We start from the raw sequence: 23,041 nt of genomic DNA, 5'->3' as shown, positions 1-23,041 counted from the left end.
AGGAGTGAACTACTCCTTGCCGTTCTCATGTGTACAGCCGGTGCGGATGCCGGACGTCGAGTCGGTCATACGTCGGCGAGAAGCATGGTCACGAAACTGCGGGTACTCGCTGTTTGGGGTCGACCGGCGACCTGGACGAGTGAAATGGTGCGTTCGACCGTCGGCTGCAGCGGTATGTGGACGAGACCGGCGAACGAGATCATGGGAAGTACGGGGTCGGGTACCGCGGTGACGCCGAGCCCGGCCGCCGCCAATCCCGCTACCGCGCCGATGTTCTGCGCCTGCATGACAGGTCCGAGTTCGATGCGTGCGTCCTCGACGGCCCGGCGGACGGGCGCCGCGATGCTGCTCTCGGGTCCGAACGCGATGAACGGCTCAGTTATGCGGGACCACGCGCCTACCCCCGTGCCCAGCTTGCCGCGGACATCGTCACCGAACGTCTCGTCGAGGTACACGGTTTCGCCGAGGGCTCCGTCTCCGTCGAATACATCGGCGCCGGTGCTGCTTTCCGCGGACTCGACACGGACACCACTGCCCACGACCGAGGACGTCGTCGCCGCCCGCTACGGTGAGCTGGTCACCGGACCGGCCCGGCGCACCTGTCAGCCGAAACCTCATGGCGATGGTGTTCGAGTTGCCCGGCGTCCTCGGCCGCGGGGTCACGGGCTCACCGGCGCTCGCCGGACACGGCAAGACGCTGGGCTACCACCTGTTGAACCTTGAAATCTGAACGGCTACGCGGGATTCCGGTTCCGAGAGGCCGCCAGGGTGGCGGCGAGCGCCCGCCGATCGAGCTTGCCGCGCGGTGTGCGCGGCAAACTGTCGACCGCGAGAACCTGAACCGGCATGCTGGGGCTGGGTAACGTGGCGCGCAGATGCCGCCAGATCTCGGTGGAACTCGGCCCGTTGCCGTCCACCACGATCGCGGCGGCCGGCGCCTCGCCCATCCGGCTGTCCGGTACTCCGATGCACGCAGCCTCCGAGATCCCGGGAAGCGCGGTCAACGCCGCCTCGACGGCGGCGGGTTCCACATTGAGTCCCGCCCGGATCACCGTGTCGCTGTCCCGGCCGAACAACTGCAGGCTGTTGCCTGCCACGCGGCCGCGGTCCCCCACCGTCATCCACCCGTCTGCGGGGCCGTTCACCACGCCGTCCTCTGTGAGGTAGCCGTCGAACAGCATGTCGCTGCGCACGTGAACGAGGCCCTCGCGAATTTCGGCGTCGACGCCGTCGAATAGTTCGCCTGCCGCATGCTCGTCGGAGGCGCCGAGACCCCGGTCGAACGATACGAAGCTCAGTTCGGAGGCGCCGTAGAAGTGCACGAGCGATGCGTTGGGCAGCACTTCCTGCAATGCCTGACGCCCGGTGCGCGGCCACCGGGCCGCCGACGACAGCACCTCGCGGACGCTGCCGACCGGACCGACCCCCGACCGCACCACATCCCACGCAATGGTGGGTACCGAGTACAGATGTGTCGCCGCGTCGCGCAGCGAGTGCGTGACCGGGCGCAGATCCACCGTCGCCCCGCGAGTGAGGCCGTGCAGCGCGCCGTACAGGAAATGGGTGTGGTCGAGGACTCCGGGCACCGCCACACGATCCCCGCGACCGATGTCGAAGGTCGCGTCCGAGCGGTCGAGGGTGGTGGCCCACGATCGCTGGTTGCGCACGAACAGCTTCGGCTCACCGGTGGTGCCGGACGTGATGCCGACCAGCAGTTCGGTGTCGGGACGCGCCCGGTCCGCGACGCCGTCGGATTCGAGGCTCTCCGCCGTCTCGACGGTCCCGTCGAATCCCAGTCTCCGCAACCTGGCGTGCTGGTGCGACGCGGCCACCACGGCACCGGGTTTCGAAAGCTCGAGCACCCGCGTCAGCTGCGCGGGCAGGAGGTGTCGGTGCAACAGCACGACGCTGACTCCCGCGTGCATCGCCGCCGTCACTGCGACTAGCGACCCCACATCCGACGTTGGCAGCACCGCCACACGGTTCATGCCGTCGAGCCCGGCGGCGGTGCGCGTGACCCGCGACCAGAACCGGCGGTAGTCGACGGTCTCGCGTGCGGACACGACCGCTGTCGTCTCCGGGTTCTCGGCTGCCCGCCTGGCGACACGCTCGGCGAGCAGTTCAGTCATCGTCGACTCCCCGTGCGACGAGGGCGTCGCCCATCGCATCCGCGGTCCGGAGTGCACGCACCAGAACCGGTGTGGCCAGCGCTGTCATCGACCATTGCAACCCGCGTGCCTTCCGCGCCTGTGCCACCTCCTGCACGATCCCCGTCAGCAGCGGGATACACCGGATCGCCAACGCGAGCAGGAGCCCGATCCGGTCCGGGTCGACCCCGAACCTCCGCAACGGCCCGAGTGCGCGCGACACCGTGTCGAGCATGTCTGTGACCCGGGTGGTGAGCGTGACCAACGCGGCGAGCGCCACCGAGATCAGCAGCACCCCGCACACGACGACCGCCCGCGCGGGCGACGTGATCAGCACCTGAAAGATGGCAATGATCACCAACATCCACACCACCGGACGCAACTGCGCCACGGCTACCCGCCACGGAATGGAGGCCACCGCGAACAGCAAACCCACCACCAGGACGACGACGGCGACCTCGAGCGGGGTGCGCACGAACACTGTGGCCGTGACGATCGACGCGATCAACAGCAGCAGTTTCAGCCCTGCGGGCATCCTGTGCAGGAGTGAGTCGCCCGGGCGGTACAGGCCGATCATTCGACCAACTGCCGATACGCGGGGACGGCGTCGTCCGGGCTGCCGTCGAATGCGACGAGACCGTCGTCGATGACGATGACCCGTTCGAAACTCTCCAGCAGCGCCAGTTGGTGGGTCACGACGATCACCTGCTGGTCCATCGAATCGAGTGCTTCGGAGACGACGCGCGCGTTCCGCAGATCCAGCAGCGTCGTCGGCTCGTCGGCGATGACCACCTCGGGCCTGCGGATGAGGACGGCGCCGATGGCGAGCAGCTGCTTCTGACCCCCGGAGAGCAGGTGCGCGGGGTGGTCGGCGTGCTGGTCGAGCCGGAACCGCACCAGGATTTCCTCGACGCGGCCGGCGATCTCCTGTTTGCTCAGACCGGAGCGGCGCAGCGAGAACGCCAAGTCCTCGGACACCGTGGGCATGACGATCTGAGTGTCGGGGTCGGTGAACACGAACCCGACCTTGCGTCGCACCTGGGCGCCCTTTTTGGCGGCGTCGACACCGTCGACCGTGACGGTGCCGGAGGTGGGCTTCAGCAACCCGTTGATCATCCGTGCCAGCGTCGACTTGCCGGAACCGTTGGAACCGATGATGCCGACCCGGCGCTCGGAGAAACGCAGGTCGACGCCGCGCAGCACCGGGCGGTCCCCGAAGGCGTGGGTCACCGAATCGAAGACGATCTCACTCACGACACACGCTCCACGAGCATCGCGATGCCCTGCCCGCCGCCGATGGCGCAGGCCGCGAGCCCGAGCGCGGGTCCGTCCTCGCGCAGCATCTGACTTGCCAAGCGCACCAACAGGATCGCACCTGACGCGCCCCACGGATGTCCCATGGCGATGGCGCCGCCCTGAGGGCAGATCACCGACTCGTCCAGGCCGAGTTCGTCCGACACCGCCAGCACCACCGATGCGAAGGCCTCGGTGATCTCGACGATGCCCAGATCCGCCACATCATATCCAGTTCTCTTCAGGAGTTTGCGGATCGCGGGAACCGGTCCGAGTCCGGGCAGCGCCGGGTCCGATCCCGCGACGGCGGATCCGAGGATTCGCAGGGCAGGCAGTCCGGCGGCCAGGGACTCGGTCGTCACCGCCAGCACGGCGGCGCCGTCCGAGATGCCGCAGGAGTTGCCCGCCGTGGCCGTTCCGCCGGGACTGAAACTGGGGCGCAGCCGCGCGAGCCTGGTCTCGGTCATGCCTGCGCGAATACGCTGGTCCCGCACGATGTCACCGATCGGGACGATTTCCGCGGAGAAGTCGGCGGCGGCCGCAAGCGTGTGGGAACGCGCCGCGTACGCGTCCTGCCGTTCACGGCTGATGCCGCGAATCCGCGCGAGATCGTCGGCAGCGACGCCCATGTCGGGGTCGGGAAAGCCGTGCGGCGCAAAGGGAGCACGGGTGTAGCGCACCGGATCGGCGCCCGACACCGGCGGCCAGAACCGCCACGGCGCCGTGCTCGCCGATTCGACGCCTCCCGCCAGGATCAGCTCGTCGGCGCCGCTGCGCACACGGAGCGCTGCCTGCATCACCGCGTCGAGGCCGGAACCGCATTGCCGGTCGACGGTAACTCCGGGTACTTCCACACCCATCCCCGCCTGCAGCGCCGCGACCCGGGCCGGGTCACCGCCCGGCCCGAGGCAGTTACCGAGGACGACATCGTCGACCTCGGCATCGATGCCCGACGCCCGCAGCGCCGCCAGAACCTCGCGGAGCACCGGGGCCGCCAGGTCCGTGGTGGTCAGATCGGCGAACCCGTGCCCGGCATTGCCGATCGGCGTCCGACGCGGCGCCACCAGAACTGGGACAGAGCTCATGCCAGCCAGTCTCTCACTCGACCTCGGGCGACCTTGCCACTGGCGGTCCGCGGCATCGACTCGATCGGCACCCAGCGGCGGGGTAGCGCTTCCTTCGTCAGCGTGCGGCGCGCGCGGGAACGGATCTCCCCGATCTCCGCGGTGCCGTCGAGTTCCACCACGGCGGTGACGGTCTCGCCGAGCACCGAATGCGGCGATCCGACGACGGCGGCCGCCGCGACACCGTCGAGCGTCTCGAGGATGCGCTCGACATCCTCGGCGACCACCGTGGTGCCGCCCACGTTGATCGCGGATTCGCCCCGGCCGCGCACCGTCAGCTCACCGTTGTCGCCGAGTTCGGCCAGATCACCGACGCCGAACCATTCCGGGACTCCGATCACGCTGTACGGCGACCGGACATACAGCAGACCGTCGCGGATGTCGGCGTCGACGCCATCCAGCAGCCGGAGCGGTTCGGGCACCCGGCGCGCCGCAACAAGGGACAGTTCCGCGGCGCCGTAGTACTCGACGATGTCGATGCCGTCCGCCACCGCGCGGGCGCCGTCGTCCAGGGCGGTGCCGGCGACGATCGCCGTGCGGAGTTTCGGCGCCTTCCGGACCACGTCCCGCAGGACGGCGGGGACAGCGTGCACCACCGTCGCCCGGGACGGGTCGTCGGTGACGCACGCACCTCGCCAGAGTGCGTGCACTGCGCCGAACAGGTGCATCGTGGCGTGCAATGGGCCGGTGAGCAGCACATGGTCGGTCGCGTCGATGCCGGTGATCGTGGTGAATGCCGGGAAGCTGTCGAACCAGGATGCCGCGGTGCGCGCGAGCGGACGCGGCCTGCCGGTGGAGCCGGACGTCGCGACCAGCAGAAAAGCGGACGGTGGAATAACCGAGCGGTCCGGACGCGCCTCGGGGTCCTCGACGATCACCGCACTCCCCTGCCGCGCCGCCGCGCACACGCAGATCAGCGCATCCGGGACCGGCAGCGTCGACGCGTCGTAGGCAGGCGTACCCGGGCCGTGCTCGAGGATCCATCGGTCGATGGCACCGTCGAGTTCGGCGTAGGTGTAGGTGCGGTCCTGGAAGTCGAGAGCTGGCTGTTCGCCGGAGCCGCCGAGTTCAAAACTCACGTACGGATGAGGCCGGGGTATGCGCGATGCACGCTCTTGGCGACCACGGTCGCGACGACGACCTTGAGCAGGTCACCGGGGACGAAGGCGAAGTTGGTGGTGATCGCGGCGCCGACACCCAGATCGGTGCGGAGCAGGAGTCCGACGGTGCCGAAGACGTAGATGACGACGATCCCACCGAGGGCGTTGATCAGAAGGCCGAGCGCGATCGGATACTTCGGAAGGATCCGGGCGGTGAGCAGGCCGATAACCAGCGTCGCGGGAATCCAGCCGACGAGGTATCCGGCGCTGGGGCCCGCGAGTGCGGTCAGTCCGGTGCGGCCACCGGAGAGCAGGGGCAGGCCGATCAGGGTCAGTGCGATGAAGACCGCGACGGCGGCTGTGCCTTTGCGCGCGCCGAGCACCGCGCCGGCGAGGATGACACCGAGTGTCTGCAGTGTGATCGGCACTCCGCTGAAGCCGACCGTGATGGCGCCGGGCAGTCCCAGAGCCGCGATCAGCGCGGCGAACACCGCGATCTGCGCCATGTCGCGCGCTGAAATACCCAGCCTCGACACCCGAGTACTTCCGACATCCGTCATGACGACTCCTCCAGCTGAACTTGAACGACGTTCAAGGTAGCAGGTCGGCGCGGAGAACGATGCGGCCGGCTCCCCCGACCCGGTTCGGCGTACGCCCGGCGCACGCGTCGTCCACTGGCGGGCCCTCTCAGCCGATGACGTCGGCGATGTCGCCGCCTACGTGTACCCACCTTCCCTGAGGACCGTCATCACGGACAAGCGGCGCTGTCGGCTACCGCTTGGCGTAATCGGCGACGCCGGTCCAGTCGATGAACACGCAGGGCTCATCGCCGAGGATCCACGCGTCGTGACCTGGCGGGCAGACCATGAGATCGCCGGGGCCGAACTCCATGTCCTCGCCGTCGTCCATGACGATCTTCATGCGACCCGAGATGACATAACCCATGTGAGCCGCTTGACAGCTGTCTGTCTTTGCTATCGGTTTGACGTGCTTGGACCACTGCCAGCCGGGCTGGAAGGTGGCCCTACCCACAGCGCCGGAAGGGACGTTGACGAGTTCGAGTTTGCCCTTGTCATCCTCGAAGGGGCGGGTTTCCTCGGGTGAATCGAGACTCTTACGGATGAGACCGGACATCATCGTCCTCCCACGTCGTTGTGGCGGCACCCACGATGCGACGGACCTTCGCCCTGGCAAACGCAGGGAACCATAGGTAAAGCAGAATTCCTGGCACTTCCAATTCTGAGCGGCGATCGGGGTTCACCGCAATATCGAGCGGCGGCGTCCGCCCGGAGCAGCCCTATGCCTCCGCCTTCTCGCATACGCCGAGTGGGTGTCAGGGGGTCGACGGTGCCGCGGTCTCGGCATCCGGTTCGCTCTCGTCGGTGGGGCTGGGTTCCGGTGTTTCCGGTGCTGCGGTCGGATCGGGTTCGGGCTGTTGCGTGGTCGGATCGGGGTCGACCGGCTGCTCTGGATGCGGCGCCGGCTTCGGGCCGAACGATGATTCACGCCCTGGCGGTCTCGGCGGTGCCGCCGCCGCGGTGCTGGTCGTGCTGTCGGAGTCAGGGTGGTGGGGGTCTGCAGAGGCAGCAAGGGCGGCGGGGACTACCGCGACCGGTGCGCGGACGATGATCGGGACAACCGCCGCGAATCCCTGTTCCGGCAGCACGGATTCCTCCACTGCGGCAGGAGGGGATGGTGCGTCGCGGGTCATGCGCCGGGGCGGCACGTGGGGTCGTGCACTCTGCTCGACCAACCGTACGCCGAGACCGGGTGCGCCACTGGTCGCGGTGGTGATGACTGGATCTCGTTCCGATCCCCGGGTGAACAACGGCATAGCGAGCACGACGGCAGCTGCGACCGAGGCGATCGCTACCCGCCGGGGCCACGGGTTCCCGAGGCTCGTCGCTGCGGGAACATCGTCCATGGACGACGCCGCTGCGAGAGCGGCCGCCCCCCGAGCGGCCATGCTGCCAGGCTCGGGACAGGAGAGGATCGGCCTACCGAACTGCGAAAGTGACTGCATCACTGTGGGATCGGCGGCCGACTCGCCGGACACGACGATGACGTCGAGGTCGTCGCAGGTCACTTCGGCCATGGATAGACAGTCGGCGACGAGTTCTAGGGTCGGAATTTGGTCATTGGTGACGGGTGGTGTCGCACAATGCTCGTCGAACCGCAGCGGACGCCCGACGATGGGGTCGGACCTCCACGCCGTGCCGATCGCCACGACGGTGAGGTCCAGGCTGCCGGCGTCGACGTTGCAGACAAGGGCGAGACCGTCACCGAGTGGGCCGCGTTCGAACTCGAGGCACGCAACGGCGGCGACGGGTTCGGCGACCAGTCCGACTCGGCCCAGCCCGGCACGGTCCAACGCTGTTCGAATCGTGTTCCTGGCGCTTCGAGGGTGCGCCGCCGCAGTGGTGAGCACAATGGGGACGTCCTCCGGCGGATTCGCCTCGGCCACGAGGCAGTAGGCGGCGGCGGCAATCAGATCCTCCCCCGTGTAGCGGTAGCCGTCTCCTGCAACGAGCACCTCGCCGGGGCGGTGCGCGAACTCCACTACCACCCCCTCGCCAGGATCGTCACCCAGTCGCACCGTCGACTGGATACCGAACGTCAAGGTGGAGCGACGCGACACCGTCGACGTGCCGTCTTCGCTCAGGCTCACTGCGATAGCCCGTGCAGACCCGATGCTCAGTCCGAGGCCTCGTGTCATGGTCCAGACCGTTCAGTTCGCAGCGCGCAGGCGGCCGAAGATACCGTCCCGCTCGTCCGCCGGTCCGGCCGTGTAGTACAGCGAGTCGCTGTCGCCGAGACTCTCACCGTTTCCGAACAGCAACCCCCACAGCCCCTCGATGCCGAGAACCGTACCGGCCTCGTCGCGGACGTAGTCGACGAACGCACCGGTGGCATCGTCGAAGGCGGCGATGTGGCCGGCACCGCCGAAGTTGCCGACGAGAATCGTGCCGCCGAGATCACCGAAGTCGGCGGGTGCGAGGGCGATTCCCCACGGCGCATTGAGGCGCCCACCGTCGTCGAGAACACGCACGAGGGTGCCGGCCGCATCGAACTCGGCGACCTTGCCCCGATCGGGCCGGTCACCGGACGCGGCTTCTTGCTCAGCGTCGAGCGAATCTTCCTCGCCCGCATCGAATTCTGTTGCGTCGGGCGATCCCTCGGCGGACTTGGTCACTGCATAGGTGACGAAAACGCGGTCACCGAGAGCAACGATGTTGAACGGCGCCGGATCGCCGGGGCGTGCATGCCTTCCCCGGCCCGGGTCGGCTGGGTCGATCAGCTCTCCCGTGGCGAAAGGATTCGCGAACCCTTCGGTCACGACCGGATGCCAAGTCTTGTCGAACTGCCGGATCTGCGGGTCGACCCCGAAATCGGCCGCCCACAGGGTGTCGTCGCGGCCCGGGGCGAGGGCCAGACCGAAGAAGTTCATGCCCTGCGGCTCGCCGTTGAACATTTCCAGCGCGGGTCCGTCGTGCCGAACGATCCGGCCGTCGGCGCCCTGCTCGGTCCAAGCCGAGAGACGACCGGAATCGGTCGCGAACAGAAACCGTGACGACCCCGCCAACATCTGCTGGTGGCCGTCCACCTCGACGGGCTGGCCAGAGACGACGAAGCTGTCAGAGGTCAAGGGCGCGGGATTGAACACGACACCGGTGGTCTTCCCGCCACCGGCGTCGGAGGTGTCGGAGTCTGCGCCGGGGACGGTGACCTTCCGCATTTCGTCTTGATGCAACGTGCGCAGCGCCGGGACGGGTGAGGCTGTCACATCACCCACGAACTCGAACGAGGCGCCGCCGGCGCCGACCCAGAAGTGCCCGCCGGCGCCCTGGGGGCGGATCGCGAGACCCCACGCGTTGACCATGTCATCGAGCACGAGGGGCGCACCGTGCGAGTCGGCATTCGCAGCCAACGTCGCCGTGGTGTACCGGTTTTCGTGTCCGGATTGTGCCGCCACGTCCGCTGATTGCGCCGGAGCGCAGGCAGTCGCCGAGGCTATCGCCGTGACGAGCAGGGCGGCGCAAGCCACCCCGCTACGGAAGGAGGACGTGGTCATCAAGTGGTGCCTTTCTTACAAGGGGGTGAGCGGAAAGAGCAATCGAGCGGTAAGTGGGGCTGATCAGTGGAGGTGCTGATCAGTGAGAGTGGGATCAGTGTTCGGCGTTCCAGAAACCGATCCAGACGGCGCCCCACCAGCAGACCTGCGAAATCATCGCCGTCGCCGCGCCCCACACGGTCAGCTGCGGGGGTAGGTGCGGGGCGTTGCTGTGCGCAATGCGGCCACTCAGAATCAGCGCCTGCAGGCCGTTGACGGTCAGCACCAACACCAGGACGACTTTCGTCTGGGTGAGCGCAGAGTTCAGGTTCGGTTCGAGGAACGCTCCGCTGCCGATGAGACCGGCGAGACCGAGCCAGATCGGCAGGTGCAGTCGTTCCGCGCCCCGGATGGCTTCGGCGAGCGTGGATCGGCCAGAAATCCACACCAGCACCAGATAGTCGGCGATCAGGACCCCGCCGAACCCCAGCACGAGCGATGCGAGGTGGACGAACAACGCCGCAGTGTGGAGGACTGGGTCGACGTCGATATGCGTGGAGACCCACACCGACGCGGCCACCACCGCCGACGCGACTACCGCGGCTGCGCCCACGATCGCCCACGAATCGTGCAGTACCAGCGGTTTCGCCGGCTCGCCCGGCGGAATCGGCAGCAGGCGCTTGCGTGCGCGCGGGGGCATGCCGTGCAGCGGTCCCCAAGAGACAGTGTCGGTGCGGAGCCGTCGGGGGGCGATCGGGGTGACCGGTGAGATCACGGTGGGTGACTCGGCCTCGTCGGCCGGGTCGTAGGAGGTGGTGTACATCGGGATCCGGTTCTAGTGAGAAGTTACGCAACAGCGCCCGCGCATCGCTGGGTGCGGTTGTCGGCGCTCGCTGCCCCGGACGCCAATCCGTGATGGGAAGGTCTGTCAGGAGATTCCTGTCAGACCTCGCAAAGCTCGGGCGCTGCAGTGGCAAAGACGATCAGACTGCCGACGAAAGGGCCCGGTCGCAGGTGTGGTAGCGCCGCCTTCGAGAAACGGTATTCCGATGTGGCCACGCGACTCCTCCCGACCGGTTCGCAGGTGTAGCTAAGGCTGCCCTTTGTTTGTGGGAGCTAAGTAGAAATCTTCGGCTCGCCGAAGTCAATCAGTTGTGGCACCTGTCACACCAGTCATGATGTGCAGTGCGACGTGCTGAATAGCGTCAATCCGTCGGATTCCGACGGCTGTCGGCGTGATGCGCCAGAAGTTTTATCCCACGATCAGCAGCATCCCGACGGCCGCGACCACGAGAACAGAGCCAGTGATGCAGACCGCAAATGCCCGTACCGCGACTCGGTGCCAGTCCCGAACGCGGTCGACCACCTCGATGGTCAGTAGCGGGGGCTTCGAGCGTGCAGTCGCAGTCTCGACGCCGTCCGACCCGTGCCTGCGTCGAGAGATCGCATCCGCGGTGACCGCGGCAGCAAGAGACACAGCGACCACGAACAGCGTGGCCTCGAGGACCGCGATCACCCAAAACATGTTCATACCGAACTCGACCTTCCTCGTATTCGGGCGCCCGTCACAGTCGGCGATTTCGGAGCCAATCGGTCGGCCCATCATTTTTGTGGGTCGTTCCGTTTACGTGAGATATCGCTCGAGCAATGGAGTACCAGTATCCGTCGACGCGAGGGTCTGAGGCCGACGGTCGACGACTTTGGGGTTGCTTCGATAAATTGATCAGTTGTCCAAATCCATTCCGCTCTTGCATCCCATTGATATGGGCGTTTGTTCAGTACGCGGCTATTCCAATCCTCGAGCTACGCGCGCAATGTCTAGGGCACACGAGTTTCGGCGCCCCGGAGACTCCGAGGCGCCGAAACGCTCGGGTACGTTCGATATCCCTGGTCAGCCCACGCCGATGTCGATCCCGAGCGCGATGCTCAGGAACTTGAGGAACGCGTCGATAGCCACACTGAAGTCAATTCCTGCAGAACCCATATCGGGTCACCTCTTTCTGTTGAACGTTGTTCTCTGTGGATCCCCAACCTATTGCGTCTATCGCCATCAGCAGTCCCGGACGTTTCACCTTTCGGCAAATACACTCGAAGTAATTTTCTTGAACACTCGCCCAGATTTACTGGACGTCCGACTAGCTGAAGGCGCGCAAATACGCGGTTCCGGAAACAGTGAATATGTGTTTGATCTCGTGTCTACAGGGAAATTCGAGAATGTCATGCGACTGGGAACGCCCCGATGGAAACTTCGGGGTCGTTACTCGCTCGCCCAGAGTCGGCAATGTGCGAGACCAGGTGGGCACGATGAAGAAGATGGCAGTGCCGACGACTGTGGCGTCGGCCGTGATCGCTCCGGCGATGGTATTCGGGGCGGGTACCGCCACCGCAGTACCGACCTGTTTCGGGTTCGACTCAGCCTTCAATTTCAAGACCGGTGGGTTAGGGGCGGGACTCGGAAAGCTCAGCGGTTTCGCGAAAGGCAATGCCACCGTGTTCTGCTTCGGTAATGCGGCGCCGTTCTTCTTCACCGGGAGCGTGATGGTCAAGTAACCCAGCACACTGCACCGTACGTTGATGGCCGGAGTTTGGTGATTCCGGCCATCAACGAGATCGGTCCGGGCCAGCACCGACGAGGCAGTCTGCTCGATATCTCCCCTTTGCGAGTGCCCCTCGTCGAGGTGTCGTGCCACGAGGTTCCTCGAGTAGGGTGCAAGACACTGGTCATCATCACCTCGCCCAGTTGATGTCACGACGGTGCGAGGTCGCACAGGAGGCCGTCATGATCGAGGTTGAGGACAGCATCGTTATCGCGCGTCCGATCGGCGAAGTGTTCACCTTTGTAGCGGACCAGACCAACGCTCCCCGATGGCAAGAGGGACTGTCGGAGGTCCGCCGAGTTACAGAAGGACCGCCGGGGGTGGGTACCAAGCATGTTGTTGTCCGCAAATTCATGGGGCGGAAGCTCGAGCTGACGAACGAGTACGTGCACTATGAACCGAACACGAAGGTCACCTTCACTGGGGCTTCGGGACCAAGTCGTTTCGAGGCGGAGTATCTGATCAATACGACTGCCGAGGGAACCCGATTGACATGCCGCATGCAGATGGAGCAGAAAGGCCTCTTCAAACTCGGTGACCCGCTGGTCGCGGCCAGCCTCCGCCGAGAATTCGCCGCGAACCTCCGGAATCTCAAGGCCCTTCTCGAAACCACAGCAGACTAGCGCGCAAATGCCCGGACCGCACGACAGACCGGATGATGCCCGCACCGATCATGGTGGGCACACCCACGAAGCGGATCCGCTTCCGGATCGAGTCTCAGCGACCCGGATTCGGTGAACATGCCCGCTCAGCGTTTGGCAAAAACGAATCACTGAGGAAGAGAGGGGCATACGGCCGGATTGCTCAGCTCGGACGGTCAGCTCAGCGGTGGTGAACGCTGACAGCAGCCGACAGCGCCCGTGTCCGGCCCGGGTGTCGCGGACATCGACCAAAGGCTGTCGCGGTCGCGCTCAGTTGATCAACGAGCCGACTGAGCCGGTGGTCTTACCTGCGACGGCGTTCCGTAGAACCCGTAAGTGGTCTGGTACGCGGTACCGAGCAGCCTGTTTGATGCGTCGTACACCTTGCAGGATTCTTCCCGGTTGTTGCCGACCTTCTTAGTCGCGTGAACGCCGAGCACCGCCCCACTGGCATATGCCCCGGGATGGGCGACGCATGTTTCCTGGAATGTTGCTGCCTGGGCGGCGGGCGCGGTCACGGCCATCGAGCCGACTGTCGCGGCGGTGGCGATCAGGGCGCTCGCCGCGACTCGACGCCAGCGTGAGGAGGAGGTGTTGGCGGCGGTACGGACGGTGATGGTGGGGATCATGTGTTGGCTCCGTAGGTTCGGCGGCCATGTGGACGCTGCAGCAAGCCTGCGGCACAACCGGTAGCTGCGACAGGTACCCGAGGGTGACCGTCGCGCACCCTACGAAAAGCGTGGATCTATGGGACCACAGAGTCGGCCGACACCTGATGGACCCGATCATGGGCCGATTCGAGGCGTGGGATACCCGCCATGTCGGCCTCTTCACATTTGCCCACAGCCCGAAGCATCTGGAGTTGTATCACCGGTACGGCTTTTGGCCACGGTTCCTCACGGCCGTGATGGGCAAGCGCGTGGCCGGACCGGGCGGCACGCCGCCGTCGACGTATGCCACGGTCCCCGCCGGGATAGCCCCGAATGCCTGGCGTTGTGCCGGGCGCTGACCGATCGGGTGTACGCGGGGATGAACCTCCCCGCACCTACGCCTACGGACGCATGATCAACCGCGGTTACCGGACCGGACTGCAGGTTGTGGCGATGCATCGTCCCCAACGAATCCGGCTACAACCGTACAGACACGTAGGTGATCGATGACTGGCGTTGAGTCGCGGAGTTGGCGGCGCATCCGCCACAACAATCACGGGAAGGTCCCTTTCGTCGGATAAACGGTTCGTCGAGGTGGCTGAAGTGCTGCTGCCCCGGTGGCTATGGGACGTGCGGTCTCCGTCCGCCCTGGAAGGTCGAGGTGATCGCTGGGCAAAATGAGGGCGCCTAGTTCGACGAGTTGTATGCCGTTGTGCCAGTTTGTGTTTGCTCGTCACCGTCTGGGATGTCTTTCCGGGCGTGCCGTTGTCCGAGTGGCGGGCGGCGGAAAGGCGGCGGCGAGTTGGTCTGCGTCATACGGGCGGCGTCGGCGACCACGAAGGATTTCCCACAGTTTGTCGACGAAACGTGATGTCGACATGCCGAAGTGGTGGAATGTCTCCTCGGCGGGGGCTCCACCATATGGCGCCCAGATTCGGGCGAAGCGGAGGATCTCTTCAACCTCCCGATCGAGCGGTGGTGGTGACGCTGAGCTGATCGGCCATCGACGATGGCGGCGCGTGCTGTGATTATGGCGATTGTCGGCCACCGTGTCGTGGGGCTGGTTGGTGGATGGGTGTGGTCGGGGGTGTGGGTTCACCGCGGGTCCTTCCTGGTCCGGTCTCGGGCTGTCTCTGCCCGACACGTTCTTCGGTGGTGTGGTCGCGTCACCGCCCTATCGGTGTGTGCGCAGCCAGACGGCGGTGTCCGGTGGCAGATAGCCGACATCGGTCAGGTCGGCGGAGGCGAGCAGGACGGTGGTGTCCGGATCGATTGCAAGCGGTTGTCGAGACAGGTTCACGACGCACCGAAACGACGGCCCGCGGTCGAAGGCGAGGACATCGGTGGGCATGGGTAGCCAGGCGAAGCAGTCGCCGCGTAGGGCGGGCAGGGTGCGGCGGTAGTGAAGTGCGGTGCGGTAGAGGGTGAGCATCGAGTCGGGGTCGTTGGATTCGGCGGCAACCGTCTTCGATTTCCAGATGTCTGGCTGCGGAAGCCACGGTTGGGTCCCGCTGTTGTTGAATCCGAAGGGTGGGAGGTCACCGTGCCACGGCAGCGGGACCCGGCATCCGTCGCGGCCGCGGATGGTGTGCCCGGAGCGTTCCCAGGTGGGGTCCTGCAGCAGCTCTTCGGGGAGATCGGTAACTTCCTCGAGGCCGAGTTCTTCGCCCTGGTAGAGGTAGGCGCCGCCGGGCAGGGAGAGCATGAGAAGTGCTGCGGCGCGGGCGCGTCGGGTGCCGAGAACGAGGTCGGAGTCGGTGCCGGCGATCAGGGTCATGGGCAAGGTGCTGGTGTCGGCGCGTCCGAATCGGGTGAGGTGGCGGGTCTCGTCGTGGCTCGACAGCACCCAGGTGGCGGGCGCGCCGACCTCGCGGAGCGCGTTGCGGCTGCGGTCGATGGCCTCGCGTAGCGCTGCCGGGTTCCAGCCCGCTCGGGGAAAGTCGAAGTTGAAGGCGGTGTGCAGTTCGTCCGGGCGCACGTAGCGGGCGAGGCGCTCGGGGCTGCGGACGATCGCTTCGGCGACGAACATGCGGTCGGGCCCGTATGTGTCGGCGATGATGCGGAATTCGCGCAGGATGCTGTGCAGTTCGTCGACGTCCCAGTGTGGGTTGTCGACCCAAGTGCTGGATTCGAATCGGGCTCCGGGCGGGTGGCCCGCGTCCGGGAGTCCGGGGACCTTGGCCATGGCCGATACGGCGTCGATGCGCATGCCGTCGACGCCGCGGTCGAACCAGAACCGCAGGATGTCGGTGAATTCGGAGCGGACCTCAGGGTTGGTCCAGTCGAGGTCGGGTTGTTCGGGTGCGAACAGGTGCAGGTACCACTGGCCAGGTTGTCCGTCGGGTCTGGTGGTGCGGGTCCATGCCGGTCCGCCGAAGGCGCTGATCCAGTCGTTCGGAGGAAGTTCGCCCTCGTCGCCGCGCCCGTCGCGGAAGAAGTACCGGGCGCGCTCTCGGGAATAGGGAGCGGTGTGCAGGGCGTCCTGGAACCAGGGGTGCATGTCGGAGGTGTGGTTGGCGGGAAGGTCGATGATGACGCGGAGTCCGGCGGCGTGGGCGGCGGTTACCAGGGTGTCGGCGTCGTCGAGGGTGCCGAAGAGCGGGTCGATGTCGCGGAAGTCGGCGATGTCGTAGCCGCCGTCCGCCATCGGTGATCGGTACCAGGGGGTGATCCATACGGCGTCGATGCCGAGGTCGACGAGATAGGGCAAGCGGTCCTGGAGGCCTTTGATGTCTCCGATCCCGTCTCCGTTGGCGTCGGCGAAGCTGCGCAGGTACACCTGGTAGATGACGGCGTCGTGCCACCACTGACGTGTTGTGGGCATGGTTTCCCCTGAAGGTGTGTGTGAAAGTGGGCGTTCGAAATCCGGAGGCGGTCAGCCCTTCACGGCGCCTGCGATCATCGCCTTGACGAAGTGGCGCTGAAACAGCAGGAACACCACGACAGTTGGTGCCATGATCAATAGCGATCCAGCGTTGAGGAGGACGACGTCGGTGGAGTATTGGCCGACGAAGTTCTGCAGTGCGCCCGCCATGGTGCGTTTGCTGGGGTCGTCGATGAGGACGATGGCTTGGAGGAAGGTGTTCCAGGTCCACAGGAACAGCAGTAGGCACAGTGAGGCCAGCGCCGGGACGGCGAGCGGAATTTGGATGTGCCGGAAGGCCTGCCAAGGGCCCGCCCCGTCGAGGTCTGCGGCCTCGGTGAGCTCTTTCGGCATCGACAGGAAATGGGCACGCATCCAGAAGACGGCGAACGGCATGAACGTGCCGATCAGCACCAGGATGAGTCCGAGTCGGGTATTGAGCAGGTTCATCTCGCGCAGCTGGTAGTAGAGGGGAACGATCGTTGCTTCCTTCGGGAGGGTCAACCCGAGCAGCAGGAGCAGAAAGACGACGGTGCCGCCGGGGATCTTCAGCTGCCCGAGCGCGTAACCGGCCATGGCGGCGAACAGAGCTGCGACCGGGACCACGCCGCCGACGAGGATGATGCTCGAGACCAGAAGGGGGGTCACCTCGGCGACGCGCCAGGCGTCGAGGAAGTTGTGCCATTGCGGGTTCGCCGGCCACGACAGCCCGAGTGGGACGGTGCCCTGGGGCTGCAGTGCCGCCGTCAGCATGCTGAGTAACGGCAGGATCGAGAAGATCATGGTGCCGAACAGCAGAACAAGTCCGGGTATGCGTTCACGAACGGAGGTTTTCATGCTCATTTCTCTCTGAAGAATCGCTGGATCGGCAGGATCACCAGCAGAATCAGCCCGGTAAGGACGACGGCGAGCGCACTGGCGAGGCCGACCCGGGATTCGGTGAAACCGAGTTGGTAGACGAGGACACCGGGAACGGTGGTCGCGTAGCCGGGTCCGCCCTGGGTGGACATGAACACGATGTCGAAGCTGGCGAGAGCGGCGATGATGGTGACGGTGACGCAGACGCCGATTTCGGCCCGGAGGGCGGGAACAGTGACGTATCGGAAGGTGCTGAAGAAGCCGGCGCCGTCTATCCGGGCGGCTTCGTAGATCGAGATGTCGATTTTGCCGATGCCCGCCATGAGCAGGATGGTGCAGAAGCCGAGTCCCAGCCAGGTGCCGATGATCCCGACAGCGGGCAGTGCCCAGTCGAAGTCGCCGAGCCAGGAGCGGGTGAGTCCGCCCAGACCGACGGCGGAGAGCAGTTGGTTCACGGTGCCGTTGCTCGAGAACATCCATACCCAGGCAACGGCCGCGGCCGCGCCAGGGATGATCTGCGGCAGGAAAAGCATGGTGCGGGTAAGGGTTCCGAGGCCGCGGATGCGGATTTCCTGGAGCAGAGCGGCGACGAGAAGGCCGCCGATCACCGGGAGGACGGTGAAGAATGCGATGAGGAAGAACGCGTGCCCGATCGAGGACAGCAGTTGCGGGTCGGTGAGTACGCGGCGGTAGTTGCCCAGCCCTACCCAGCTGCCGACAGATATCCCATCCCAGTTGTAGAGGGAGTACCAGATGGTAGTCAGGAGCGGACGGAGCACGAAGACGGTGTACACCGTCGCGGCGGGCAGGACGAACAGCCATCCGGTCAGTGCCCGTTTGGCGTGGGAGCCCCGCCTTGCCCGGGTTGCTGTACGGTGCGGGAACGCCCCGGCAGGGGCTGCCTGGGGGGTATGTGCTGTGGAGGTCATCTCAGGAGGTCCTGCTCGTAGGCGGATTGGACGGCGGCCATCATCTCGTCGGGCGTCGTTCGTCCGGCGACGAGCATCTGGACCTGCGGTAACCAGGTGCCAGACATGCCGTTGGTGGCGTTCTGGACGAACTGCACCTGACCGCCGGAGGCGACCAACCTGCTGAAGGCCACCTGGATCTGGGAACCCAGCGAGCCGGGTGTGGTGGCCGGGACTTCGCCGGTGCCGGACGGGGCGAAGCCGGCGTCGACCGCGACCTGCCGGCCGGCGTCGGAGCGGAGGAAGTTCAGGAAGGCCGCTGCGGCATTCTTGTCGTCCGACCCCGCGGGAATCGCGAAGTTCGACACCGGGTCGGACATGGCAAGGGCGGGTGCCCCGGCAGGCGCGGGTGGGAGGGTGAAGCCAACGTTTTCGCCCATCTTCGTCTGCAGGGTCGCGGCATCCCAGTTCCCGGAGACGTAGAACAGTGCTTCGCCGGCGGCGAACCGTCCGGCGGCGGTGGTGGCGTCGGTGCCGTTGGTGTCGCTGGGGAAGTAGCCCTTCGCCGCCCAATCGGCAACGACCGCAGCCGCGTCGACCCCGCCGGGGGTGTCGAGGGTGGCGCCGGGAGCGTTGAAGACCCAGTCGTTGACCGTGTCCTGGCCGAGGGCGGTGTTCAGCATCATCTGCACCAGGAATGTGACCTGCGCGCTCTTGTTACCGGCCATGACAGGGATCAGTCCGGCAGTCTTCGCCGACGCCAGAGCCTGCTCGAATTGCTCGACGGTGGTTGGCGGTGAGGTCATTCCGATGCGGGTCGCGAGGTCCTTGTTGTAGTAGAGCCCCGTCAGGGTGAACCCGCTGGCCATCGTGTACTGCGGGCCGGTGCCGCGCACACCGTTCGCACCGACGCGGTACATGGCCATCTGCTCCTGCGGTAGCTCGTTCCAGCCGTAGGCGTCGGCCCACGGATCGAGTTCGGTGAGCTGGTGGTTGGCCACCGCGGCGGGCAGCGCGATGATCCGCGCGATGTCCGGCGGATTCTCCGACGCGAGCACCCGCGGGGCGTTGACGGCCTGAACCTCGTCTGGGTCGTAGCGCGCCGTGATGGTCACGTTCGGATGGCGTGCGGTGAACGCCGCGATCATCGCCTCATCGATCTTTTTCAAGCCTGCCCCGTCGTACAAGGTCAACTCGATCGGGTCGGTGCCGAGGTCGATATTCACCGGTATCGGGTCGGTCGGTGCGGTCACGGTGTTGCCGCTGCCCGGCGGCGCGCACGCCACCACAGTCGGCAGCATCGCGGCGCCCGCTAGGGCGACGAACCTGCGCGCCCACCGGGGCCGGGTCGAGTGGTGTGAGTCCATAACTCCTCCGCATTGAGACGCGCATCACATTTCGGAAGCGCTTCCGCAGCATATGTCGGAAGCGCTTCCGAAATCAAGGTCGTTCGCGCTACCATCAGCCTTGTGTCCGATCGACCTGCACCTTTGAGCCTCAGTGACGTCGCCCGCGAAGCCGGGGTCTCGCTGACCACAGCCTCACGCGCCCTCAACGACTCGTATGGCGTCTCCGCGGCCACGAAGGCGAAAGTTCTCGCCACCGCCCGCCGCCTCGATTACGTCATCTCCCCGGACGCGGTGCGCCTGGCCGGTGGCCCGACCCGGCGGGTGGCGTTGGTCGTTCCCCACATCGAGCGCTGGTTTTTCGGCGAGATGGTCAATGGAATCGAGAGGGTGCTCGCATCAGCAAACTTCGACCTGTTGCTGTACCAGGTCGGCGGCCCCGAGGATCGCCAGGACTTCTTCACCCGGTTGCCCGCTCGGCGGAAGGTCGACGCAGTCGTGGTGGTCGCGTTTCCAGTGGACCAGCGCGAACGCGAACGGCTCGCACTGATGGGCGTCGGTATCGTCGCCGCCGGCGGCCAGAACGCCGACTACCCCTACGTCTGCATCGACGACTACCACGCCGGGCGGCTCGCCGTCGACCACCTCCTGGAGTTGGGCCACCGGCGGATCGCCATGATCGCCGCCCACGATCCCGATCAGCCCGGGTGGCCGGCACGTTCCGGTCGATCGGAGGCGTATGTCGACGCACTGACCGCCGCGGGCATCCCTGTGGACCACGCGCTCGTCCGCGACGTCGACTGGGGCGGCATCAACGCCGCAGAGGCGATGGCCGACATCCTCGAGGCCACCCAGGAGGATCCCCCGACCGCCGTGTTCGCGCACAGCGACGAACTCGCCCTCGGAGCGATTCGAACACTGCGCCGCCGAGGCTTGCGGATTCCCGAGGACGTCTCCGTGGTCGGAATCGATGACCATCCGCTCGCCGCACTCACCGACCTCACCACCGTGCACCAATCCGTCCGCGAACAGGGCGAGATCGCCGCCCGACTCGTCCTCGACACACTCGCCCCCACTCCAGACGGTGACGCCCCCACCGCCGTCACCGCACCGACAACACTCGTCGTCCGCGGCAGCACCGGACCCGCACCGGATCACGCTCGGTCACTCGCGGCTTCTTCCGACGACCCACACCCCGAACTTTCCGGTAGCCGCCCCGCGGTTCCCGGGCATCCCAAGGAGACATGATGCGACTCGCCCTTCCCGATCACTGGGTCTGGGACAGTTGGATGACCGACGACGGCACCGATTACCACCTGTTCTTTCTCCGGGCCTCGCGCGCCCTCCAGGACCGCGAACGCCGCCACTACCGCGCGACCATCGGTCACGCGACGTCTCCGGACGGCGAGGCATGGACCCTCACCGCCGACGCGCTGGCGCCCTCCGATGCCCCGGCCTTCGATGACCTTGCCACCTGGACCGGCTCCGTCGTCCGCGGCGCGGACGGGCTCTGGAGCATGTTCTACACCGGGGTGAGCCGGGCCGAGAACGGCCTCAAACAACGCATCGGCCGGGCGACCTCCACCGACTTGCTGAGCTGGACCAAGGACCCCGACCTCGTCCTCGAGGCCGACAGCCGCTGGTACGAACTCCTCGGCGAGGGCACCTGGCCGGACGAAGCCTGGCGCGATCCGTATGTCTTCGAACATGCCGGTCAGTGGCACATGCTGATCACCGCCCGGGCCGATGTCGGGGACCCCGAGGGCCGCGCCGTCGTGGGCCACGCGACCAGCGACGACCTGAGCCACTGGCGCATCGAACCCCCACTCTCGACTCCAGCCGGGTTCGGCGAGATGGAAGTCCTGCAGGCGCACACCGTCAACGGGAAGCCGATTTTGTTGTTTTCCTGCGCACCCAAGAACACCAGCCTTCACGCGGGGCACGATGCGGGGACCTGGATCGCCGAGGGACAGTCCCTGCTCGGACCGTGGAAAGTCACCGACGCGACGAATGTCGATACCGCGGACCTGTACGCGGTGCAGATGCGGCGGACACGAAACGGCAACTGGATGACCTGGGGATTCGACAACACCGACGGGCCGCAATTCGGCACCATCACGTCCTCGAGCTACTTACCGCACACCGACACAGAAAGTCCGACACCGGCGACCTGACACCACCCATACCCCACGCGCTACAGGCGCACCAACCCACCTCACTCACTCGGATCGTCCGGCACGTTCCTGCCGGTGGAGGGATTCATTTCTCATGGCAACAATCACCTATGACCGCGCGACCAGACTCTTCCCCGGGTCCGACGTCCCGGCGGTCGACCAACTCGACCTGCATATCGAGGACGGCGAGTTCCTTGTTCTCGTCGGCCCGTCCGGCTGCGGCAAGTCCACGTCGCTGCGGATGCTCGCCGGCCTCGAGGAGGTCGACGGCGGCCGGATCCTGATCGGTGGCCGCGACGTCACGAATTCCGAACCCAAGGACCGCGACATCGCGATGGTCTTCCAGAACTACGCGCTCTACCCGCACATGAGCGTCGCCGAGAACATGGGTTTCGCCCTCAAACTCGCCGGCACAGACAAGTCTGAAATCCGCAGGCGGGTCGGGGAAGCCGCCGACATGCTCGACCTCCGCGACTATCTGGACCGCAAACCCAAGGCGCTGTCGGGTGGGCAGCGGCAGCGAGTTGCCATGGGGCGAGCCATCGTTCGCCAGCCACAGGTATTCCTCATGGACGAGCCGTTGTCCAATCTCGACGCCAAGCTGCGCGTACAAACCCGCACCCAGATCGCACAGTTGCAGCGGCGTCTCGGCACCACCACCGTCTACGTCACCCACGACCAGGTCGAGGCGATGACGATGGGTGACAGGGTCGCCGTGCTCAAGGGCGGAATCCTGCAGCAGTGCGCGAGCCCCCGCGAGTTGTACCGGCGCCCGGTGAACGTGTTCGTCGCCGGATTTATGGGCTCTCCCTCGATGAACTTGTTCACGCTACCCGTTACCGATGGGGGAATCAGCTTCGGCGATCAGCTCATTCAGGTGCCCAGGAACACGCTGGCGGCCGCAGGCCGCGAGGTGGTCCTCGGGATCCGACCCGAGCACATCGAACTCGCCGACTCCGGGCACGAAATCGAGATCGACGTAGTAGAAGAACTCGGCTCGGAAGCCTTCATCTTCGGACGCACTCGGGTGGGCCGACGGCACGAACCAATCGTGGCCCGAGTCGACTGGCGCAACCCCCCGGAGAAAGGCCAGGTCGTGCACGCCCGCATCGACGCCTCCCACGCCCACGTCTTCGCCACCACCCCCGACGGTGCACGGCTATCGAAATAGCAGACGCCGCAACTGGGGCTTCATGCCTCATCGTCACAACCGTCATCGACTTCGAACGCAGCACGTGGACGGCCCAGCATTGGTCTCCCGCACTGACCTTCACTGACCAGTCGATCTC

23 protein-coding genes and 1 pseudogene are annotated in these 23,041 nt (G+C 66.1%); 7 read left to right on the top strand and 17 right to left on the bottom strand.

Translation table 11 applies throughout. The features are described from left to right. Positions 1-65: 65 nt before the first annotated feature. Positions 66-455 (bottom strand): LysR substrate-binding domain-containing protein, encoded by a 390-nt coding sequence (locus tag JQT59_RS38050; RefSeq protein ID WP_502939876.1) that lies wholly within the window; start codon positions 453-455, stop codon positions 66-68. Here JQT59_RS38050 and JQT59_RS38045 point away from each other — a divergent pair. Both JQT59_RS38045 and JQT59_RS22350 read left to right on the top strand, forming a co-directional pair. Beyond that, positions 372-542: pseudogene (locus JQT59_RS38045) on the top strand (acyclic terpene utilization AtuA family protein); the annotation flags it as partial. The gene JQT59_RS38050 and the pseudogene JQT59_RS38045 sit on opposite strands and share 84 nt — an antisense overlap. A gap of 26 nt (positions 543-568) precedes the next feature. Further along, complete coding sequence (locus JQT59_RS22350) at positions 569-730, top strand: hypothetical protein (protein WP_249353736.1); 162 nt, start codon at positions 569-571, stop codon at positions 728-730. Between the two features lie 4 nt (positions 731-734). On the opposite strand, the gene JQT59_RS22345 is transcribed toward JQT59_RS22350, so the two are convergent. From JQT59_RS22345 to JQT59_RS22295, 11 genes are all read right to left on the bottom strand, one after another. Continuing rightward, positions 735-2,129: an AMP-binding protein gene (locus JQT59_RS22345; RefSeq protein WP_213572039.1), complete on the bottom strand. Its 1,395-nt coding sequence runs from the start codon at positions 2,127-2,129 to the stop codon at positions 735-737. After that, a complete protein-coding gene (locus JQT59_RS22340; RefSeq protein ID WP_213572038.1) occupies positions 2,122-2,724 on the bottom strand; it encodes an energy-coupling factor transporter transmembrane component T family protein in 603 nt (200 codons plus the stop codon). The genes JQT59_RS22345 and JQT59_RS22340 overlap by 8 nt, the downstream gene beginning before the upstream one ends. Beyond that, complete coding sequence (locus JQT59_RS22335) at positions 2,721-3,401, bottom strand: energy-coupling factor ABC transporter ATP-binding protein (RefSeq protein WP_109330116.1); 681 nt, start codon at positions 3,399-3,401, stop codon at positions 2,721-2,723. Before JQT59_RS22335 ends, JQT59_RS22340 begins: the two co-directional genes overlap by 4 nt. Next, positions 3,398-4,525, bottom strand: coding sequence for a thiolase family protein (locus JQT59_RS22330; RefSeq protein ID WP_213572037.1), 1,128 nt, complete (start codon positions 4,523-4,525; stop codon positions 3,398-3,400). Before JQT59_RS22330 ends, JQT59_RS22335 begins: the two co-directional genes overlap by 4 nt. After that, a complete protein-coding gene (locus JQT59_RS22325; RefSeq protein ID WP_213572036.1) occupies positions 4,522-5,643 on the bottom strand; it encodes a class I adenylate-forming enzyme family protein in 1,122 nt (373 codons plus the stop codon). Before JQT59_RS22325 ends, JQT59_RS22330 begins: the two co-directional genes overlap by 4 nt. After that, positions 5,640-6,224 carry a biotin transporter BioY gene (locus tag JQT59_RS22320; RefSeq protein WP_213572035.1) on the bottom strand — a complete coding sequence of 195 codons (585 nt, stop codon included), beginning with the start codon at positions 6,222-6,224 and terminating at the stop codon, positions 5,640-5,642. The genes JQT59_RS22325 and JQT59_RS22320 overlap by 4 nt, the downstream gene beginning before the upstream one ends. Positions 6,225-6,435: 211 nt before the next feature. Then, a complete protein-coding gene (locus tag JQT59_RS22315) occupies positions 6,436-6,798 on the bottom strand; it encodes a cupin domain-containing protein (RefSeq protein WP_109335112.1) in 363 nt (120 codons plus the stop codon). Between the two features lie 199 nt (positions 6,799-6,997). Further along, entirely contained in the window at positions 6,998-8,380 is a 1,383-nt protein-coding gene (locus JQT59_RS22310) for a hypothetical protein (protein WP_213572034.1), read from the bottom strand. A 12-nt stretch (positions 8,381-8,392) separates the two neighbouring features. Next, positions 8,393-9,736, bottom strand: a complete 1,344-nt coding sequence (locus JQT59_RS22305) for a TIGR03118 family protein (RefSeq protein ID WP_213572033.1) — start codon at positions 9,734-9,736, stop codon at positions 8,393-8,395. A 94-nt stretch (positions 9,737-9,830) separates the two neighbouring features. Further along, a complete protein-coding gene (locus JQT59_RS22300; protein ID WP_213572032.1) occupies positions 9,831-10,538 on the bottom strand; it encodes a hypothetical protein in 708 nt (235 codons plus the stop codon). A 429-nt stretch (positions 10,539-10,967) separates the two neighbouring features. Continuing rightward, complete coding sequence (locus tag JQT59_RS22295; protein WP_213572031.1) at positions 10,968-11,246, bottom strand: hypothetical protein; 279 nt, start codon at positions 11,244-11,246, stop codon at positions 10,968-10,970. 773 nt (positions 11,247-12,019) lie between these two features. Between JQT59_RS22295 and JQT59_RS37165 the strand changes: the two genes are divergently transcribed. Together JQT59_RS37165 and JQT59_RS22285 are read left to right on the top strand one after the other, a co-directional pair. After that, a complete protein-coding gene (locus JQT59_RS37165) occupies positions 12,020-12,265 on the top strand; it encodes a hypothetical protein (RefSeq protein WP_249353734.1) in 246 nt (81 codons plus the stop codon). Positions 12,266-12,494: 229 nt separating this feature from the next. Continuing rightward, positions 12,495-12,935 (top strand): SRPBCC family protein, encoded by a 441-nt coding sequence (locus tag JQT59_RS22285; RefSeq protein ID WP_213572029.1) that lies wholly within the window; start codon positions 12,495-12,497, stop codon positions 12,933-12,935. Positions 12,936-13,231: 296 nt separating this feature from the next. On the opposite strand, the gene JQT59_RS22280 is transcribed toward JQT59_RS22285, so the two are convergent. The 5 genes from JQT59_RS22280 to JQT59_RS22260 form a co-directional block, all read right to left on the bottom strand. Continuing rightward, complete coding sequence (locus JQT59_RS22280; RefSeq protein WP_213572028.1) at positions 13,232-13,582, bottom strand: hypothetical protein; 351 nt, start codon at positions 13,580-13,582, stop codon at positions 13,232-13,234. A 1,195-nt stretch (positions 13,583-14,777) separates the two neighbouring features. Then, a complete protein-coding gene (locus JQT59_RS22275; protein ID WP_213572027.1) occupies positions 14,778-16,427 on the bottom strand; it encodes a glycoside hydrolase family 13 protein in 1,650 nt (549 codons plus the stop codon). Positions 16,428-16,478: 51 nt separating this feature from the next. Then, positions 16,479-17,303, bottom strand: coding sequence for a carbohydrate ABC transporter permease (locus tag JQT59_RS22270; RefSeq protein WP_213572026.1), 825 nt, complete (start codon positions 17,301-17,303; stop codon positions 16,479-16,481). Positions 17,304-17,305: 2 nt separating this feature from the next. Beyond that, a complete protein-coding gene (locus JQT59_RS22265) occupies positions 17,306-18,253 on the bottom strand; it encodes a carbohydrate ABC transporter permease (protein ID WP_213572025.1) in 948 nt (315 codons plus the stop codon). After that, entirely contained in the window at positions 18,250-19,599 is a 1,350-nt protein-coding gene (locus tag JQT59_RS22260) for an ABC transporter substrate-binding protein (protein ID WP_213572024.1), read from the bottom strand. The genes JQT59_RS22265 and JQT59_RS22260 overlap by 4 nt, the downstream gene beginning before the upstream one ends. Before the next feature lie 102 nt (positions 19,600-19,701). Between JQT59_RS22260 and JQT59_RS22255 the strand changes: the two genes are divergently transcribed. The 3 genes from JQT59_RS22255 (at position 19,702) to JQT59_RS22245 (ending at position 22,923) form a co-directional block, all read left to right on the top strand. Further along, entirely contained in the window at positions 19,702-20,826 is a 1,125-nt protein-coding gene (locus JQT59_RS22255; protein WP_249353732.1) for a LacI family DNA-binding transcriptional regulator, read from the top strand. Then, complete coding sequence (locus tag JQT59_RS22250) at positions 20,823-21,752, top strand: glycoside hydrolase family 68 protein (protein ID WP_249353729.1); 930 nt, start codon at positions 20,823-20,825, stop codon at positions 21,750-21,752. The genes JQT59_RS22255 and JQT59_RS22250 overlap by 4 nt, the downstream gene beginning before the upstream one ends. A 94-nt stretch (positions 21,753-21,846) precedes the next feature. Beyond that, positions 21,847-22,923, top strand: a complete 1,077-nt coding sequence (locus JQT59_RS22245) for an ABC transporter ATP-binding protein (protein ID WP_213572023.1) — start codon at positions 21,847-21,849, stop codon at positions 22,921-22,923. The last annotated feature ends 118 nt before the right edge of the window (positions 22,924-23,041 follow it).

This window comes from Rhodococcus sp. USK13 (genome assembly GCF_018343855.1).
Lineage (GTDB): Bacteria > Actinomycetota > Actinomycetes > Mycobacteriales > Mycobacteriaceae > Rhodococcus_F > Rhodococcus_F oxybenzonivorans.
This window is presented reverse-complemented; position numbering and strand designations above follow the sequence as displayed.

What these genes read in the sequence shown, in the direction of transcription:
- JQT59_RS22345 (WP_213572039.1), bottom strand. Translation starts at nt 2,129, where the DNA reads ATGACTGAACTGCTCGCCGAGCGTGTCGCCAGGCGGGCAGCCGAGAAC.
- JQT59_RS22340 (WP_213572038.1), bottom strand. Translation starts at nt 2,724, where the DNA reads ATGATCGGCCTGTACCGCCCGGGCGACTCACTCCTGCACAGGATGCCC.
- JQT59_RS22330 (WP_213572037.1), bottom strand. Translation starts at nt 4,525, where the DNA reads ATGAGCTCTGTCCCAGTTCTGGTGGCGCCGCGTCGGACGCCGATCGGC.
- JQT59_RS22320 (WP_213572035.1), bottom strand. Translation starts at nt 6,224, where the DNA reads ATGACGGATGTCGGAAGTACTCGGGTGTCGAGGCTGGGTATTTCAGCG.
- JQT59_RS22315 (WP_109335112.1), bottom strand. Translation starts at nt 6,798, where the DNA reads ATGTCCGGTCTCATCCGTAAGAGTCTCGATTCACCCGAGGAAACCCGC.
- JQT59_RS22310 (WP_213572034.1), bottom strand. Translation starts at nt 8,380, where the DNA reads ATGACACGAGGCCTCGGACTGAGCATCGGGTCTGCACGGGCTATCGCA.
- JQT59_RS22305 (WP_213572033.1), bottom strand. Translation starts at nt 9,736, where the DNA reads ATGACCACGTCCTCCTTCCGTAGCGGGGTGGCTTGCGCCGCCCTGCTC.
- JQT59_RS22300 (WP_213572032.1), bottom strand. Translation starts at nt 10,538, where the DNA reads ATGTACACCACCTCCTACGACCCGGCCGACGAGGCCGAGTCACCCACC.
- JQT59_RS22295 (WP_213572031.1), bottom strand. Translation starts at nt 11,246, where the DNA reads ATGAACATGTTTTGGGTGATCGCGGTCCTCGAGGCCACGCTGTTCGTG.
- JQT59_RS37165 (WP_249353734.1), top strand. Translation starts at nt 12,020, where the DNA reads ATGAAGAAGATGGCAGTGCCGACGACTGTGGCGTCGGCCGTGATCGCT.
- JQT59_RS22285 (WP_213572029.1), top strand. Translation starts at nt 12,495, where the DNA reads ATGATCGAGGTTGAGGACAGCATCGTTATCGCGCGTCCGATCGGCGAA.
- JQT59_RS22280 (WP_213572028.1), bottom strand. Translation starts at nt 13,582, where the DNA reads ATGATCCCCACCATCACCGTCCGTACCGCCGCCAACACCTCCTCCTCA.
- JQT59_RS22275 (WP_213572027.1), bottom strand. Translation starts at nt 16,427, where the DNA reads ATGCCCACAACACGTCAGTGGTGGCACGACGCCGTCATCTACCAGGTG.
- JQT59_RS22270 (WP_213572026.1), bottom strand. Translation starts at nt 17,303, where the DNA reads ATGAAAACCTCCGTTCGTGAACGCATACCCGGACTTGTTCTGCTGTTC.
- JQT59_RS22265 (WP_213572025.1), bottom strand. Translation starts at nt 18,253, where the DNA reads ATGACCTCCACAGCACATACCCCCCAGGCAGCCCCTGCCGGGGCGTTC.
- JQT59_RS22260 (WP_213572024.1), bottom strand. Translation starts at nt 19,599, where the DNA reads ATGGACTCACACCACTCGACCCGGCCCCGGTGGGCGCGCAGGTTCGTC.
- JQT59_RS22250 (WP_249353729.1), top strand. Translation starts at nt 20,823, where the DNA reads ATGATGCGACTCGCCCTTCCCGATCACTGGGTCTGGGACAGTTGGATG.
- JQT59_RS22245 (WP_213572023.1), top strand. Translation starts at nt 21,847, where the DNA reads ATGGCAACAATCACCTATGACCGCGCGACCAGACTCTTCCCCGGGTCC.